The following is a 16,899-nucleotide window of genomic DNA, read 5'->3' as shown; positions in this document are numbered from 1 at the left end:
TCACTCGTTAAGGATGAACTCGGAGCATGCCGCATAGCGTGCCGAGTCACGCTGTTGCCGTAATTTCGGAAGACTAAATGAATATGCAATACCGAAGCGCTCATGTGTCCGGCATGCGCCTGAGACCCATCAGCCTGTTCACGCTTCAGGCATTGGCCGCAATGGGCGTGAGCGCTCACGCATGGGCCGATTCTACCCAGCAGATCGCGGCCGTCGAATTCAACGAACAATTCCTCGAAAACGGCAGCGGCGAAAAGCTGGACATATCGCGCTTCAACAAGGGACAAGAGATTCTGCCCGGCACGTATCGCGCGGATACCTACGTGAACGCCGTCTGGAAAGGCAAGTTCGATATCGATATCCGCGAGGCGGGCGCAGGCGCGGGTGTTGTCGCCATGCAGCCTTGCGTGAATGCGGACCTGCTCGATCGCATGGGTGTCGATCTGCGCAAGCTCTCGCCGGAGGCGTCGGCGAAGCTCGATAACGCGGGCGATGCCTGCCTTACCTTGCCCGATCTCATTGCTGGAGCAACCGCGTCGTTCGACAACGGCGAGCAGCGTCTCGACGTCTCCGTTCCGCAAATCGCGATGAATTCGCGCGCACGCGGCTACGTCGATCCGAAGTACTGGGACGACGGCATCAACGCGGGCACGCTGCAGTACAACGCGAACGTTTATCACAGCTCGTCCGGCGGATACAACAACGACTCGCAGTATCTCGGGCTGATCGGCGGCATCAATGCGGGACCGTGGCGCTTCCGCTATCAGGGCAACCTGACGCACAACACCATCGGCGGTCAGCACTATCAGAGCGTGCAGACTTACGTGCAGCGTTCGTTCAGGGACATTAAGAGCCAGCTTACCGCCGGCGATACCTTCACGGACGGCGCGCTGTTCGACAGCTACGGCGTGCGCGGCGTCACGCTCGGAACCGACGACCGCATGTATCCCGAGTCGCAGCGCGGCTATGCGCCCGTGGTGCACGGCATTGCAAACAGCAACGCGCGGGTGCAGGTCAGGCAGAACGGCAACATCATCTACGAGACGACCGTCGCGCCCGGCGCATTCGAGATCAACGATCTTTATCCGACGGGTTACGGCGGCAATCTCGATGTCATCGTCACGGAAGCCGACGGCTCGCAGCACATTTCCACCGTGCCTTACGCGGCGGCGGTGAACGCGTTGCGACCCGGCGTCACGCGCTATAGCGCGACCATCGGTCAGTACCGCGATCCGAGCATCGATATTCATCCGTTCGTCTCGCAGGCAACGGTGCAGCACGGCGTCAACAATCTCGTGACGCTCTACGGCGGCATGATCGGCGGAGATATGTATTTCTCCGGCATGGTCGGCGCCGCGCTGAATACGAGCGTCGGCGCATTCGGCCTCGACGTGAGCCACGCCACCGCGAGCTTCAAGGGATACGGCACGCACAATGGCGCGAGTGTGCGCTTGAGCTTCAGTCGTCTGTTCGAGCCGACGAATACGAATATCGCGGTCGCGGCCTATCGCTATTCGACTAATGGCTTTTACACGCTGCAGGATGCCGTCGCGCTGCGCCAGTTGTACGAAGACCATCAACCGGGTTTTCTCGATGCTCGCCAGAAGTCGCGCGTTCAGTTCGTTCTGAATCAGAGTCTGGGCGAGGGCGGCAAGTACGGCTCGGTGTATGCCGTGGGATCGATTCAAAACTACTGGAACCGGTCCGATCACGACACGCAATTTCAGATCGGCTACAGCAATAGCTGGCGACGCCTGACGTATGGCGTATCGGCGGTGCGTCAGTATCAAGTGAACACGAATCGCTGGGATAACCGCATCATGCTCAACCTCATGGTGCCGCTCGGCTTCGGCGCGCACGCACCGCAATCGTCCACGACCTTCCAGCACGATACGAGCGATAGAAGCTCCACGTTGCAGGAATCGGTGACAGGAACGCTCGGCGCGGACAACGCGTTCAGCTACGGCGTCAACGCCAACTACAGCGACGGCGGAAATGGCTCGGGCAGTTCGACGAGCGCGGGCGGCAACGTCGGCTACATGTCGCCGTTCGCGTTGATGACCGCAAACGCCAGTACCGGACGCCACTATTCGCAGGTCGGCGCGGGCATTTCCGGCGGAGTGGTCGCGTGGCGCGACGGCGTGGCGTTCACCCCGAATATGGGCGATACGGTCGCCGTGGTCGAAGCCAAGGACGCGGCAGGCGCGCGCCTCGCGAATGGTGCGGGCTTGCGCGTTGACCGTTGGGGGCATGCGGTCATCTCGGGCATGCAGCCTTATTCGAACAACGAGGTCGAAATCGACCCCAAGGGTCTGCCGCTCAACATCGCGCTGAAGTCGACGGTGCAGCGCACGGCGCCGACCGCCGGTGCGGTGGTCGCCCTGAAGTTCGAAACCGAAAACCTGGGCAAGCCAGCGGTCATGCGCGTGACGCAGGCGGATGGCACGCCGCTGCCATTCGGCGCCGAGGTGTTCGACGGCGAGGCCCACACCGTCGGCACCGTGGCGCAAGGCAGCCGCATCATCGCTACCGGGTTGAAGGCGGACGCGGGCGCGTTGAACGTGAAGTGGGGCGACGGAGCCAGCCAGCGTTGCGTGGTGCGCTATCAGCTGCCGCAGTCCGTCGACGCAACCAAACCCAATTCGATCTCCATCGGCGATGGCGTGTGTCAGTGAGGAGAAGACGCGATGATTAATCAAGAAAACCATATTGGTACGATCGACAAGGTCGCCTCGGCGCTGGTGCGCGCTCTGCTGTGCTGGCTCGTCGCGTGGGCGCTGTTACCGGCGAATGCATATGCGGATTCCGCTACTTGCCGGTCCAACTACAGTGCATTCACGCTTTCGATGCCCGCCGCCGTGGCCGTGGCGCGCGATCTGCCAAATGGGTCGATCTTGACCGCATGGTCACTGTCGCCATTGAAGAGCGACTATTACACGTGCACCGTGGTTGGCTCCGTGTACACGGGGACCGACTTCGAGACCGCGGGAGTGACGACGGACAGTCGAACCACATATACCGTGACCTACAACGGCGTCGCGTTCGCTGTGTACCCGACCACTGTGCCGGGTATAGGCATCGCGATGGGCGGTTACGTCGTCCCCGATGGCAGACAGACGAACCTTCGCTCGTTCGAAAAGATGGGTTCGCAGTGGAACTACCCCGGCACGATCTACAACGGCGGGCAATTGATCGTGGCTTTGGTGAAGATCGGAGACGTGACACCCGGCACACTCTCGGGAACGATCGCCCAGGCTTTCTCCTGGCAGACCTTGACACCACCGCCCGCTGGCAACGTGCTGTCCGCCGGGGTGATCGACTTCAACATTTCGCCGGTCGTGATCACCGTTCTGACCTGCGAGACACCGGACGTGACCGTGCCGATGGGAACGCAAGGACCTGCCGACCTGCCATCCGTCGGAGCCGCGCCTAGCAAGGTCATCGGCTTCAATCTGAGCTTCAACAATTGCCCGGCCGGTGCGGCGGTGCCGAATACGTCGGCCGGATTGATCCACAGCGTGCAGTACCGGATCGATCCGACTAACGGAACCATTGCCGGCTTCACCGACGTGGCGGCGCTGAATGGCAGTCCGAGTGCGGGCGGCGTGGGCATCCAGCTGTATGACAGCACGGGCTCGGTATTCGGCTTTGGCGTCAACCGCACGTTGAGCGGATTCGACGGCACGCGCAATAGCAGTTACTCGCTTCCCATGACGGCCCGCTATTACCGCACCGGCGCGCTGAGTGCGGGACCCGCCAACGCCACGATGACCTTGACCGTGCTTTATCTGTGACAACGCGCGGCGAATTGCCTGAGATATCGCCGCGCATTGTCTGACCGCTCATCAACACGAAGGAGAAACTCGAATGAAGCTTTTGAAAACCGGCGTGGCCGCGCTTGCACTCGTTGCCGCGCATTCGTCATTTGCCGCCGATGCCACGCTCAATTTCACCGGAACGATCATCTTGCCGACATGCACGGTGGATACGGATTCCGTTAATCAGACAATCACGCTTCAACAGGCTAAAACGACCGACTTTGCGGCCGTTGGCGCAACCAACTCTGCGCAGGCGTTCAACGTCAAGCTGGTCAGTTGCGCGGCCGGCACGAATATAGGAATGACCGTCAATGGAACCATCGACACGGTGGCAAGCGTCCTGAAAAACACGGGTACTGCTGCGCAAGTGGGCGTGCAATTGCTCAAGGCCACGAATGTGGGTGACAGTACGGGTTCGCCTCTCGCGTTGAATAGCGCGCTCACGCTGGGCGCAGCGGACGCTTCGGGTTCGATGACCGTTCCGATGGTCGCCCAATACTATAGGCTCGGCACGATGACCGGCGGCACGGTGACGGCATCGGCTACGGTGAACTTCACATATAACTAAGGTTTCAATCGCATCGTTAAACATAGCTGGCAAAACTACTTATTTGATTCCACGGAGTCGGTATGTAGTCTTTGATTGCCTGTTAAACCTGGCTCAAGCAAACCTTTCTACTTAGCAACAAACAGGACCATATTTATGCACAAAATCGATCGAGATGCGCTGGGCGAATGCTATATCGCCGGCGGTGAAACCAAGGCGTCGAGCAATTCCAGTTCAAATACTAACGTTTCCATTTCCATTACGTCTGGTAACTTTAACGACAAGGCAAGAATCTCTGTAGCGGTCAGCTGACGGTTTCAGTCTGTCCAAAGAAGCGATTGAACGACGGGGCCAGTGGCCCCGTTGTCGTTCTCCCTTGAAAACGTTCCACGATATCTATGAAAGTTGAGCGGGAGCAATCAACACTGGCTTCTCGGCAATTACAACTACATTTGATTGCCTATAGACATTTAACTAAACCGTTGACTGGTTTATTTTTCGGAATTATCGAAGTTTGAATTCGTTTCGGGATGCCGTATCATTCGCCTTCCTTTGATATTCAGCAAGATTCGGATATCGAAGGCAATGTAATTCGCAAAAATCCCATATATGGATTCTTGCGCGTATCGTCAATCTAAAAATAGTTTCAAGGCAATCATGCAAAAAATCGAACGTAATGCACTTCAACAAGCCGATGTCGCAGGCGGCTGCAACAAGGGTTCGTCGGCTCAGTCGCAAACCGTGATCAACATCTACATCACGGGCTAAATCAACATCCGCTTAGCGCTTCCCGGGCGGCGGTAAGTGGTGGCCGACAGGGCAGTGCTGGCGGTTGATTGCTTGGCTTTTGACCTCTCCTGGTTTGCTCTCCGCGAGAGGTCATTGCAAGGGTAAAACGAACGGAAAATCCTCGCTGTATCCAATCTCGCCGAAGAGTGCGAGATCCGCTTTCTCATTATCAAACTAGAAAATACCATGGCATCGTTGCGCCCAATGCTGAGAAAGTGGCTCGCGGTGTGTCGACATCGCGTAAAGCGCGCGGTGATCGGACGTATTCCGATGACCAAAGCGGAACAGCTCGCAAATATCATGCTGCGCGTCAACGGTTTATTTAATGCCGTCTGCCGCGCGCACGGCAACATTCGCGCAGAGATCGCGCGCGATATCCTGCATTTGCCAGCCGTGCAAATAAAGCGTTCACGCGCGGCAGCGCAACTGGAAAAGTTGATCGACCAGCGCATTTATTTCGGTCGCGATATTCGCAAGCACGAAGCCCTGCCCGAGTTAGACGCAATCGCGGAGAAGTTGGCGGCGCGAATCAGGCAACTCAAACGCGATGTGCCGAATCAGCCCGTGTTTGTCTCGCCCTTTCACTATGTCTCGCAATACGCGAATATTTATATCGTCGAGCGGCTTGTCGCCTTGCTCGACCTGAAGTCGCTTTCTGTGGTTTCGGGCGTGCCAAGGAATCAATATGGCGACGATCAAAAGCTCATTCCCGGCATTAAAGTGCTTTACACCTATGGTGATGCGAATCGCAATGGACTTGGCGTGCGCGTGGCGCGTTCGCTGAAACGCGATGGCGTCGTCGTGCTGTTCTCCGACGTCCCGCCATTCACCATGCATCGTTATCCCATGGAGACCGCCGAGGTCAGAATGTTCGGACGCAGCGCGCGTGTTCATAACGGCGTGTTCCGCATGGGCGAGAGTTTCAATGCGCTGTTGCTGCCGTTTTATTTGCGCTTCGAGCGCGGACATTTCGAGGCGCATATCTTCGACCACATTCCGCTCGCCGCGCCCGACGCGCCCCAGCGGCTCGCAAATTACATCGAAAGCGCGCTGACCGATAACTATCAGCAGTGGACCCCGGGCGGTCATCCCGCCATGTATTCGTTCGCTCCCAATCGCTAATCAGCGCAACCGAATCTGCGCGTCACGCACCCGGTGCAGACCGGGCCAGACCACGCAGCGAAGCCAGCCTTCATTCTCATGCAGCCGACCGATCTTCCCGAATTCAAAGACGTCCCGTGGCGATGGATAGCCTACGCGACGTCCATTTTTACTGTCGCCGCCGTCGCTTTCGCGTTCTTCCATCAGGTCGAACTGAAGCAGGATGTCAGTGGCGAAGTCATGTCTCCGTCCGAGGTCAAGATTCAAGGCTTGAGTGGACTGGTGTCGGGCATCTACGCGCGCACGGACGAAAAGGTGCAGCCCGGCACGCCGCTCTTTCGGCTGCAGCGGGATTTCTCGCTGACGACAGACGGACGTCGCCGACAAGTATTCGACGAGCAAATGCGCGATGACCAGATTCGCTCCATCGACGCGCAGTACAACGAGCGCCGCATCCAGTTGAATGCGCAGCGCGAATCGGCGCGCCTGACAGCAGTGAGCCGCCGCGCCGAGCTTGGGGCGCTCAACGCGCAGATCGCGCAGAACAATCAACTGGTCGGCGAGTTCCAGCAGCGGCTGGCGCGTCTGGATTCGGTGGCGGATTACGTTGCCGCCGACAAGGTCGAACAGGCTCGCGCGGATGTTCATCAGGGCAAGGCGACGGCCGCGCAAAGCGTCGCGCGTCAGCAGCAACTGGCGGGCGAAGTCAGCGCGTCGAGCAGCACGCAAGCCGATCTCGAAGCGCAATTGCGCGGCCTCGACGCGCAACATGAGCGCGACGTGCAAGACGTGCGCACGCGCTTCGAACGCGAACGTCAAGACGCGACCGTGTCCGCGCCGAAGGGCGGCACGGTCACGTTTTCGGGCCTCGTCGCGGGCCGCATGTTGACGACGGCCGACGTGGCGATGGTCATCGCGACAGACGAGAGCGGGCCCTTGCGCGCCGCGTTGAGCATTCCTTCTCGGCGTCGCGGTTTCGTGCGCGAAGGCCAGATCGTGCGGCTCAAGTTCGATGCATTCCCGTACGCCAAATTTGGCACGTACGAGGCGCGCATCGACTCCATCTCCGGCACCACCGTGCTGCCGGCGAGCCCGCCCAGTCCACCCGGCACACCAGGCGCACCCGATCCGACCGAACAGACGGATAGCTCGAAAGAAGGCGAAGGCGATTACCTCGCATGGGCCACGCTGCGCGGCAATACCTTCGACTTCGAGGGACAGCATTTCAAGATTTTGCCGGGGATGCGGGCGACGGCGAGCATCGTCGTCGAGCGAAGGACGATTGCCGAATGGGTGCTGGCGCCCTTGTTCCGAATGCTGAGAGGTTGATGGTGCGGGTTATTTATCAGAATGAAGTGGCCGAATGCGGCTATGCGTGTCTGGCCATGGTGCTGTCGCATCTCGGCCGGGCGACCGAAGTACGCGAGTTGTCGAGCTACAAGCCCATTTCGGCGAACGGGCTGAGCTTGATGGACCTGTACGATGTCGCCACCGATTTCGGCCTTGCGGTGCAGGCATACCGGTTCGATCCCAACGATCTCTCGCAGGTCAAGAAGGGCTCGCTCATGCATTTCGGCGGCTCGCACTTCGTGGTGTTCGAAAAGGCGAGTCACGGCTACGTGCGCGTGCTCGATCCGGCAAGCGGCCGCCGGCGTATCTCGATGGACACGTTCCGCTCCGCCGTCTCCGGCTTTCTGCTGGAGTTTGCGCCCACGCCGCAAATGCCGCGCATCCGCGCGAAATCGCGCGTGCCCGCAGCGTTGAAGCGCGTGCGCGCACTGAATCCGGACCTCACGGCGCTCATCGCCAAGGTGCTGTTCGTCGCGCTCGGCAGTCAGTTCGCCATTCTCGCCGCGCCGTACTTCGGCAATCTGGTGCTCGACTACGTGGTCGCCGCGGACAATCGCAACTTGCTGAACGTGCTGATCATGACGTTCGCAAGCATCTTCGTGCTTGGCGCGCTGAGCGAATTCGTGCAGAAGTATCTGACCGAACTGCTCTATAACGTCACGCAGATCAACATGACCGAGGGGCTGATCGGCCATTTGCTGCGCAATCCCATGTCATGGTTCGAGAAGCGTCACGTCGGCGACGTCTTCGCGCGCGTGAAGGCGCAGGACGAGATCAGCGTGTTCGCGACGCGCTCCGCCATTTCCTTGCATATCGATCTGGCAGTCGGCGCACTCGCGCTCGTGCTCATGTTCATTCAGAGCCGCCAGCTTGCCGTGGTCGCGCTCGTCGTTTTCGCCGTGTATGTGGCGGTTGCGCTCAGCATGTTCGCGGCCATGCGCGACAATCACGCGCTCGTGCTCGAAACCTCGGCCCGTTGCGACGACTCGCTGATCGAGACCATCCGCGCGGCTTCGCTGCTCAAGCTCGCGCAAGGCGAGACCCGCCGCACGGCCATCTATATGACCGTCTACAAGGCTTATGCAGCGGCGCTTCTCAAGAGCAGCCGGCTGACCTGCACGCGCGACGGCATGCTCAAGCTCGTCAATTATGCCGATACCATCATCATCACGTATCTGGCGGCGCGTCTCATGCTGGGCGGCAAGGTGTCGGTCGGCGTGTTCTATTCGTTTCTGATCTACAAGTCGCTGATGTCGGAGCGCTTTGCGAGCGCCATCAACGCGATGTTCCAATACTTCATGCTGAGCGTGCCGACCGCGCGGGTGGACGACATCGCCGAGAACGAGAACGAACGCTATACGCCGCTCGCGGATGCGCAGCGTGCCACCGAAGTGCGTCATTTCGAGCGTATCGACGTGCGCGATGTGACGTTCAGCTATGGCATTTCGGACCAACCGGTTCTGAAGAACGCGAGCTTCGAAGTGCGCAAGGGTGACAAGATCGTCATCACGGGGCCGTCGGGTAGCGGCAAGTCCACGCTCTTCAAGTTACTGTCGGCGGCCGAGCCGTTGCAGGAAGGGCATATCGCGCTCAACGACATCGCCTGGCCGAATCTCGCCGTCGATGAAATCCGCCGGCATCAGGCGCATATGCGTCAGGGCGATATCATCCTGCACGGATCGATCGCGGACAACATCACGCTCTTCACGGGCCAGGCGGACGAGGAGCGCATCCACAAGCTGCTCGACGACGTCGGCTTGTTACCCGACATCATGCGTTTGCCAATGCGAACGCGCACTGTCATCAGCGACACCATCGCGAATATATCAGCGGGGCAGCGGCAGCGTCTGTTGCTGGCGCGCGCGCTCTATCAAAATCGCGAGCTATTGCTGCTCGACGAACCGACCTCGAATCTCGATCCGGCATCGGTGAAGCATATCGCCGGGTTGTTGCGCAATCTCGATCGCACCGTCGTCGTGATTACGCACGATATGTCGCTGGCTTCGGCTTTCGATACGCGCTATCGCTTCGAGGATGGTGGACTCGTGCGCGAAGGCCAAGTGCCTGTGGTTGCGACGCCGGAAGAAGAAGCTCATGCATAAATCGTTGAAGCGCAGCTTGCTGCTCGGTATGTTGATACACGCGTCGTTCGCCCATGCCGACGATCTCATGGCGGTCGTTCAACAAACGCTCGGTCACGACGCCGAATTCGCGCAGGCGCGCGCAAGCTACGAGGCCGCGAAGCAAGCGGTGCCGATCGCGCGCGCCGCATTGCTGCCGCAAATTGGAGGTGGCTGGGGACGCGCGTATAACCGCATCGTCATGGACGGCTTTCCGCGTCAGGACTATTGGCAGAACGGCTGGATGGTGACCGTCTCGCAACCGCTCTTCGACTGGAGCAAGTGGACCGCGTATCGTCAGGCGGATTTCACGGTGGCGCAAGGCGCGGTGGACTTCGCGGGGGCGCAACAGGCGTCGATCCTTCGCGCGGTGCAGGCTTATTTCGATGAACTCGCCGCGGAAGACGAGCAGAAGCGCACGGCGGACTATCTCGCGGCCATCGACTTGCAGCTCGATCAGGTGCGTCGAAAGCGGGCGGCGGGTGAGGCCACGCTCATCGACCAGCGAGAAGCCGACACCGCGCGCGAACAAGCCCAATTGCAGCAGGCGGATGCGCAGGAAGATGTGTCGACGAAACGCCGCGCGGTCGAGCAAGTCACTGGCCAGCCGTTCTCGGCGTTACTTGCGTTGCCCCCAGGCATGACCTTGCCCGCCCTTTCCGACGGCGAAGAGTCGTGGACCGAGCAGGCGAAGGCGTCCAACTATTCGGTACAGTCGAAGCAACTCGGCTGGGAGATCGCGAAGTTCGATACCGCGAAGGCGCGCGCCGCGCATTATCCCGTCGCAAGCATTACGGGCACTTATCAGCCTGCGGGCGCTGCATCTGGCTACTCACGGCCTACGACTACCACCACGGCCATGTTTCAGGTGCAGATACCGCTGTTCTCGGGCGGCGAGGTTCAGGCGCGCGTGAAGCAGACGCTCGCGCTCGCGGACAAGGAGGAGCAGGCGTATCTGCTGGCATCCAGGCAAGCAGAAGCGTCCGCGCGCGACAACTTCGCTCGCTATACACGTCAACGGATTCGGGTGGATTCGCTCACGCATCTCGTGCAATCCTCGCGAGACACGCTGGATGCCACGCAGATCGGCTACAAGGTTGGCAGCCGTTCGGGCACGGATGTGCTTCGATCCATCGACGCGCTTTACACCGCGCGCCGCGATCTGCTGCGCTCTCGCTACGATGCCATCGTCGCGTTCCTGAAACTGAAGGCCGATGTCGCGACCTTAAGCACGAACGATATCGAGGCCATGAACGCGAAGTTGTGTTGCAGCGCGCAGACGGCGCTCACGGCATCGGCGAAAGCGCGCGGCGGGTCGTTCTAGTCCGCGCTCGCTCCGCGTTTCACCGCTCGCACCACGCGTGCGAGCGCCTTCAATGCATCGGCGGGGGAGTCGGCGAATTGCGCGGCGACAATCGCGCCATCCACGGCGAGCGCCAGCGCTTGTGCATCGGCCTTGGCTGTGCGCGATGCCGGCATGAGTGCGCGAATTGCCGCGGTCATATCCCGCTTGTGCCGCCGCGCGATATCCACGGCCGGCGGCAACGTGCCGCCCACTTCCACCACCGAATTGATGAACGCGCAGCCGCGATACGTGTCGCCGCCGAACCACTCGGCAAGCGCGGGCACGAGCGCTGAGAGCGAGCCGCCGTGACGCGCGAGCGCGTCGCGAAACCACGTCATCCAGTTCTCGTGACGGAACGCCAGGAACGCGACGATCAGATCGTCCTTGCTCGGAAAATAACGGTAGAACGTTTTCTTCGCGACGCCCGATTCCGCAATCACCCGGTCGATGCCGGTCGCGCGAATGCCGTCGCGATAGAAGAGATCGTGAGCCGTTTGCAGGATGCGCGCGTCGGGCGTGAGTTCCGTGACTTCGGTATGCGTATTCATGCAATCGATTGTAGACAGGTTCGTCTACCTGCGCTAGAGTAGGCCGCAGGTAGACAGACCTGTCTCCCTATATCGACTACATGTCAGAGCGCAAAGGAGAGTTGGCCATGGAAAGCAAACCGCCGTTCCCGCCGTTCACAGCCGAAACCGCCGTGCAGAAAGTCCGTGCCGCCGAAGATGGCTGGAACACGCGCGACCCGAAGAAAGTCGCACTGGCTTATAGCCAAGACACCCGCTGGCGCAATCGCGCGGAATTCGTCGACGGCCGCGCTGCCGTGGAAGCGTTCCTGCAGCGCAAGTGGGATCGCGAGCTGGACTATCGACTCATCAAGGAACTGTGGGCGTTTGCGGGGAATCGCATTGCCGTGCGTTTCGCTTATGAATGGCACGACGATTCCGGCCACTGGCATCGCAGTTATGGCAACGAGAACTGGGAATTCAACGAGGCGGGTCTCATGACGCACCGCCATGCGTCGATCAACGACTTGCCGATTCGGGAAGCGGATCGCAAATATCATTGGCCGCTCGGACGCCGGCCGGACGACCATCCCGGCCTGAGCGATCTCGGCTTTTAACACGCGCGTACGCTCACATGTTGCGACGGCGGCGAAACGCCCACCATCCCGCGAGCACGGTAAAGCTCGCGACGATCAACACGAGCAGCCAGAAGCCGTGATGATTTTCCGCGAGCGGAATGCCGCCCACGTTCATGCCGAAGAAACCCGCGACGATATTGATCGGCAACGCGAGCACGGTCACGAGCGTCAGCGTGAACAGCGTGCGATTGCTCTGCTCGTCCATGCGCGTCGCGATCTCTTCCTGCAGGAGCTTGATGCGCTCGACGAGTCCCGCGAGATCGTTGAGCACGAGCGAAAATTCCTCGGTGGCGTCGCGCAATTCCTGAATGTCCTGCGCGTGCAGCCAGCGCGGCGGACGCGCAAGCAGCCGGAACACCGAGCCCGGTTCCGGCGCGAGCAGGCGTTGCAGCCTGACGAGCACGCGTCGCAACGCGCCGAGATCCGAACGGCTCGTGGGCGAATGCAGCGACAGGAAGCGGTCTTCTATGCCGTCCACTTCCACGCTCGTGCGCCGCACGATCTGCACGAGCAATTCCGCCTGATCGCGCAGCAGATGCGCGAGTAATTCCGCGGGCGAACGAAACAGCTCGCCACGTCGCACCGATTCGCGCAGGGAGTCCACGGAACGCAGCGGCTTCATGCGCGCGGTGACGAGAATCTTGTGATGCGTATACGCCCACAAGGTGGCGATCTCGGACGGCGTCAGTTCGAAGTTGAAGATCACATCGTTGATGACGGCGAACAGCGCGCCTTCCTTATGCTCGATGCGCGTCGAGTGCGAGCCTTCGCTGAGCGTCTCGAAGAATGTGTCGGGAAGGCCTAGCCGCGTGCGCATCCAGCGTTCGCACGCGCTATTGGCGAGATCGAAGTGCAGCCAGATGAATTCCTTCGACATATCGTCGCGGGCGAGCCAGGCGCTCGCGGTGTCGGCGTCGATGGCAACGCCCGGCTGGTCGAGATGAAACCGGAAGCCGCAGACGAGGCCGGAGAAGTCGGAGCCGTAGGACGGTCTATGCAGGGTAGCGGGATTCATGCGGGCGGTCGGTGGCAGTGGCTAAACGGTGTCATCGATATCGACTGGCGTGACAGGGCGGCAGGCGTTAGTGTGCCATTGCTCGCGCGTCTGTCGAATGGGGCGCGCGAGCCAGGTTCTTCATACCCGTGCAAATATGGCTGTCACAAAGCGGGCGTATCATGGCGCAACGCAAGAAGGGCGCGGCGCGCCCTCGCATCGGACGATATCGACGCGAATCATTTGCCCAAACCGGGGAGAGGCAAGAGTGGACGACCGTGATGAACTGGATGGCGATACGCAAACCACGGCAGCAGGCGTGGTCCGGCTGGCTTCGGTGATCGCTGTTCTCGTGCGCGAAGGCGCGGTGGATACGCGCTTTGGCGGCAAGCTTTTCAAGCGGATCGACAAGGAAGCCCGGCGCGTGGCGGAAAACGAAGAAGCGGAGCGGGACGCGGTTTTCGCGGCGCTCGGCGAACTCGATCTGGCCTTGCGTCAGCACGACGCCGCATCGCTCGTGGAAGCAAACGCGCGCCTGCGTGACCGCGAAGAAGTGGTCGCGGGCAAGCGTCGCAAAAGCAAAAAAGACTGACCGCGCACGCCGAGAAGCGGCGGCGCGCGTCTCTGGTCCGAAACCTGCTGGCTGTTCGGCAAAATGAATTTGCCGGATTGCCATGCCTCTGACTTCGCTGACTTCGCTGACCTCGTCTTCTCAACCGTGTTCGCTGTGGACCAACCGCAGCGTCGACGTCGACCATAAGCAATGGCGCATTCTTATCGTGGATGACAACGCCACGAGCGCCGAGGCACTCTCCGCCGCCTTTCTCGCCGATGGCTTCGACACGCGCGTCGCGCTCGGCGGCCTGGAGGCGCTGCACGCGGTGGATCGTTGGAGCCCGCACATCGTCATTCTCGATATCACCATGCCCGAGCACGACGGTTTCGCCACCGCCCGTGTCTTGCGCCGCGTGGCTCAGACGCGCGACGCCGGGATCATTGCGTTTACCGCGCTCGGTGAAGAACTCGTCAGGACGCAAGGGCTTCACGCCGGTTTCGACGGTTATTGCCAAAAGGGCAGTTCGCCGGCCGCGCTCGTGCGGCTCATCGAAAAGCTCGTGCAGGTGCATTGAGAGATAACGCCGGAAATCAGCCCGAGTTACCCGCTTATTGCACGCTCGTGCGATAAATGATCGTTTTGCCCCCGCTAAACAAAGCTCGCGCCGCTGCCGGACTGCATCGTCCGCAAACCCTTATCCGAAAAGGCTACTCAGAACTTAAGCACAATCGTGCTGCCAGCGATTGTTGGTTCAGCGTGAAAAGTGTGTTGAAAGATATCGAGATAAAAAAACGATAGTAGGGGTATACACTGCATTTCATCGACGTAGCAGACAGTTTCTCGCAAGACCGCTGCGGCGCTTTCTGATTGAACGTCAACCGTCTTTGGAGCTCACCATGAAACGCAATCTTATCGCTACGCTTTTGATCGCCGCTTCCGCCACGCTCGCAGCACCCGCATTTGCAAGCGGCTACGGCCCGGCTCCGTTCTACCGTCCGGCAGTCGGCGCGCCGAGCTCGCAACAAGGCCCGAGCGCACAAACCATTGCTGCTGAAGAAGCGGCTCATGGCGACAATCGCGCTTTCGGCGGTTCGCGTGACTCGCTGGCTCAATCGGGCAACCGTGCGCAAGCCAACGGCGACAACAACGCAAACTCGGTTTTCTTCGGTCACTGATCGAAGCAGTCCGGCCGGATTATGGTTCGGCTAAACGGACTGACCAGTACGCAATAAGCAAAGAAAACGGCGCCCGGAGAAACAGACTCACAAGGTCTGTTATCTCGGGCGCCGATTTCGTTTGATCGCTCGGTTTTCAGGCCGCGTTGGCCAATGCGCCGCGCATGACGGTTGCGAGTTCGGAAGCCTCGAACTTCGACACATACGCATTCGCTCCGACTTTGCGAACGTGCTGCTCGTTCGCGGAACCCGAAAGCGACGAGTGGATCACCACCGGAATATGCTGCAAACCGGATTCCGCCTTGATCCGTCGCGTGAGCGTGAAGCCGTCCATCTCCGGCATTTCCAGGTCCGTCAGCACGAGCGCGATCTGATCCGACACTTCCGTGCCGTCCTTCTGCGCCTTTCTGAGCGCCGATTCCAGCACGTCCCACGCTTCCTGACCGGTCTTGGTCATGACGAAGGGCACGCCCATCGCGGTGAGGCTCTGTCCGATGAGCGAGCGCGCCACGCCCGAGTCGTCCGCGGCGAGCACGCGCGCGCCGGGCTTGAGCCGCAGGCGGCCCGTGCTTTCCTCGGTGATATCCGATTCCTGCCCCGGCAGCACTTCCCGCACGATGCGCTCGACATCCAGCACTTGCGCAAGACGCGATCCGTCGACGTTGCCGTCCAGCCGCGCGAAGCTCGTTACCGTGCTGCCGCCCGAATGCGATTCCGCCGACAGCACCTGATTCCACTCCAGCCGCACGATGTCATCGACTTCCTCGACCGCGAAGCCCTGCGTGGTACGCGCGAACTCGGTGACGAGCAGGATCTTCGGACCGTTTTTCGGCCGGCATCCGGTGATGCGCGCCAGATCGATCACGGGAATGATCTGCCCGCGAATGTCGGCGACGCCGAGAATTTCCGCGCTCGATCCCGCGACGGCGGTGATCGTCGGCATCGCGAGAATCTCGCGCACCTTGAACACGTTGATGCCGTAGAGCTCGCGCTGTTCCGAACCCGGCGCCTCGCCGAGCCTGAACAGAAGCAGCTCGAACATGTTGCTGCCCGCGAGCCGCACGCGCTGCTCGATATCCTGTTGTGAACTGCTCACCTTTGTCATCTCCATGAGCGGCGCCTCATTGCGCCGCTTGATGCGCGCATCGCGGCGCGCGTGTCTGATTAGCGGCACGAATCGACAAAACTGAAGGCGACGCGCCTTGCGCGCGCAAACGCAAGTCCAGCGGGCTTGCACAAACATGCGAGCGGACGGGCGCATATCCGCGAGCCGGGGTTGATCTATACTTTTTCCACGGTCGGACTTTCGCCGATGCAGCCGGTCACTTTTAAGCCCGCGCTACATGTCGCACGACGAACTGCCTCGCCCGTTACGCGCAACATCGGTTCCGCACAACAAAAGCGCGTGTTCATCGGCCGGTGAGCCGCGCGAAGCCAGACGGAGGCGCTCGATGGCAACAGTCGCACAGGTACTCAGTTCCAAACCCGATCAGACGGTCATCACGATCGCGGCAACTGCATCGGTCTACGATGCAATCAGATTGATGGCCGACCGCCATATCGGCGCGGTGATCGTCACGGAGAACGAGGAGATCGTCGGGATCGTGACCGAGCGCGACTATGCGCGCAAGGTCGTGCTGATGGACCGTTCGTCCAAGCAGACGCCGGTGCGCGACATCATGACCTCGCACGTGCGTTACGTCCGCCCCGACCAGACCACGGACGACTGCATGGCGCTCATGACGGAAAAGCGCATGCGCCATTTGCCGGTGATCGAAGACGGCAAGCTGACCGGCATGATTTCCATCGGGGACTTGGTGAAGAACATCATCTCCGAGCAGCAGTTCACCATTCAGCAGCTCGAGTACTACATTCGCGGCGGCGAACACACCTGATCTGCCTTGAGCGATGGCGCACGCTTGCGCGTGCGTCTCGTCATACAGCTGTAAGCATTTTGTTA

16 protein-coding genes are annotated in these 16,899 nt (G+C 60.4%); 13 read left to right on the top strand and 3 right to left on the bottom strand.

Annotated features, from left to right (window positions below):
• The first annotated feature begins 77 nt into the window (after positions 1-77).
• The 8 genes from LDZ28_RS18800 to LDZ28_RS18765 all read left to right on the top strand — a co-directional run bounded on the left by LDZ28_RS18800 (position 78) and on the right by LDZ28_RS18765 (position 11,049).
• Positions 78-2,675, top strand: a complete 2,598-nt coding sequence (locus LDZ28_RS18800; RefSeq protein ID WP_244828557.1) for a fimbria/pilus outer membrane usher protein — start codon at positions 78-80, stop codon at positions 2,673-2,675.
• A 12-nt stretch (positions 2,676-2,687) separates the two neighbouring features.
• Positions 2,688-3,794, top strand: a complete 1,107-nt coding sequence (locus LDZ28_RS18795; RefSeq protein WP_244828556.1) for a fimbrial protein — start codon at positions 2,688-2,690, stop codon at positions 3,792-3,794.
• Positions 3,795-3,867: 73 nt separating this feature from the next.
• A complete protein-coding gene (locus LDZ28_RS18790) occupies positions 3,868-4,386 on the top strand; it encodes a fimbrial protein (protein WP_244828555.1) in 519 nt (172 codons plus the stop codon).
• A 135-nt stretch (positions 4,387-4,521) separates the two neighbouring features.
• On the top strand, positions 4,522-4,677 hold the full coding sequence (locus tag LDZ28_RS18785) for a hypothetical protein (protein WP_244828552.1): 156 nt from the start codon (positions 4,522-4,524) through the stop codon (positions 4,675-4,677).
• Between the two features lie 663 nt (positions 4,678-5,340).
• Positions 5,341-6,276 carry a hypothetical protein gene (locus LDZ28_RS18780; protein WP_244828551.1) on the top strand — a complete coding sequence of 312 codons (936 nt, stop codon included), beginning with the start codon at positions 5,341-5,343 and terminating at the stop codon, positions 6,274-6,276.
• Between the two features lie 78 nt (positions 6,277-6,354).
• The gene (locus LDZ28_RS18775) at positions 6,355-7,584 is read left to right on the top strand and encodes an HlyD family efflux transporter periplasmic adaptor subunit (protein WP_244828543.1); all 1,230 of its coding nucleotides are present in this window, start codon (positions 6,355-6,357) and stop codon (positions 7,582-7,584) included.
• Between the two features lie 2 nt (positions 7,585-7,586).
• On the top strand, positions 7,587-9,707 hold the full coding sequence (locus tag LDZ28_RS18770) for a peptidase domain-containing ABC transporter (protein ID WP_244829715.1): 2,121 nt from the start codon (positions 7,587-7,589) through the stop codon (positions 9,705-9,707).
• Positions 9,700-11,049, top strand: a complete 1,350-nt coding sequence (locus tag LDZ28_RS18765) for a TolC family outer membrane protein (protein WP_244828541.1) — start codon at positions 9,700-9,702, stop codon at positions 11,047-11,049. Before LDZ28_RS18770 ends, LDZ28_RS18765 begins: the two co-directional genes overlap by 8 nt.
• On the opposite strand, the gene LDZ28_RS18760 is transcribed toward LDZ28_RS18765, so the two are convergent.
• Positions 11,046-11,618 carry a TetR/AcrR family transcriptional regulator gene (locus tag LDZ28_RS18760; protein ID WP_244828540.1) on the bottom strand — a complete coding sequence of 191 codons (573 nt, stop codon included), beginning with the start codon at positions 11,616-11,618 and terminating at the stop codon, positions 11,046-11,048. The two genes, LDZ28_RS18765 and LDZ28_RS18760, sit on opposite strands and share 4 nt — an antisense overlap.
• A gap of 107 nt (positions 11,619-11,725) precedes the next feature.
• Between LDZ28_RS18760 and LDZ28_RS18755 the strand changes: the two genes are divergently transcribed.
• Positions 11,726-12,193 carry a DUF1348 family protein gene (locus tag LDZ28_RS18755; RefSeq protein ID WP_370652154.1) on the top strand — a complete coding sequence of 156 codons (468 nt, stop codon included), beginning with the start codon at positions 11,726-11,728 and terminating at the stop codon, positions 12,191-12,193.
• A 13-nt stretch (positions 12,194-12,206) separates the two neighbouring features.
• Here LDZ28_RS18755 and LDZ28_RS18750 read toward each other — a convergent pair whose 3' ends face one another.
• Positions 12,207-13,229 (bottom strand): transporter, encoded by a 1,023-nt coding sequence (locus tag LDZ28_RS18750; protein ID WP_244828537.1) that lies wholly within the window; start codon positions 13,227-13,229, stop codon positions 12,207-12,209.
• Positions 13,230-13,476: 247 nt separating this feature from the next.
• Here LDZ28_RS18750 and LDZ28_RS18745 point away from each other — a divergent pair, with 247 nt between their 5' ends.
• The 3 genes from LDZ28_RS18745 to LDZ28_RS18735 all read left to right on the top strand — a co-directional run bounded on the left by LDZ28_RS18745 (position 13,477) and on the right by LDZ28_RS18735 (position 14,939).
• Positions 13,477-13,800, top strand: coding sequence for a hypothetical protein (locus LDZ28_RS18745; protein WP_244828535.1), 324 nt, complete (start codon positions 13,477-13,479; stop codon positions 13,798-13,800).
• Positions 13,801-13,882: 82 nt separating this feature from the next.
• Entirely contained in the window at positions 13,883-14,338 is a 456-nt protein-coding gene (locus LDZ28_RS18740; RefSeq protein WP_244828534.1) for a response regulator, read from the top strand.
• Positions 14,339-14,660: 322 nt separating this feature from the next.
• The gene (locus LDZ28_RS18735) at positions 14,661-14,939 is read left to right on the top strand and encodes a hypothetical protein (protein ID WP_244828532.1); all 279 of its coding nucleotides are present in this window, start codon (positions 14,661-14,663) and stop codon (positions 14,937-14,939) included.
• A 136-nt stretch (positions 14,940-15,075) separates the two neighbouring features.
• Here the strand turns inward: LDZ28_RS18735 and LDZ28_RS18730 are convergent, their stop codons facing one another.
• On the bottom strand, positions 15,076-16,035 hold the full coding sequence (locus LDZ28_RS18730; protein ID WP_244828531.1) for a chemotaxis protein: 960 nt from the start codon (positions 16,033-16,035) through the stop codon (positions 15,076-15,078).
• A 355-nt stretch (positions 16,036-16,390) separates the two neighbouring features.
• Here LDZ28_RS18730 and LDZ28_RS18725 point away from each other — a divergent pair, with 355 nt between their 5' ends.
• On the top strand, positions 16,391-16,834 hold the full coding sequence (locus LDZ28_RS18725; protein WP_244828530.1) for a CBS domain-containing protein: 444 nt from the start codon (positions 16,391-16,393) through the stop codon (positions 16,832-16,834).
• Positions 16,835-16,899 lie beyond the last annotated feature (65 nt).

Origin of the sequence: Caballeronia sp. TF1N1, from assembly GCF_022878925.1 — a bacterium.
GTDB lineage: Bacteria > Pseudomonadota > Gammaproteobacteria > Burkholderiales > Burkholderiaceae > Caballeronia.
This window is presented reverse-complemented; position numbering and strand designations above follow the sequence as displayed.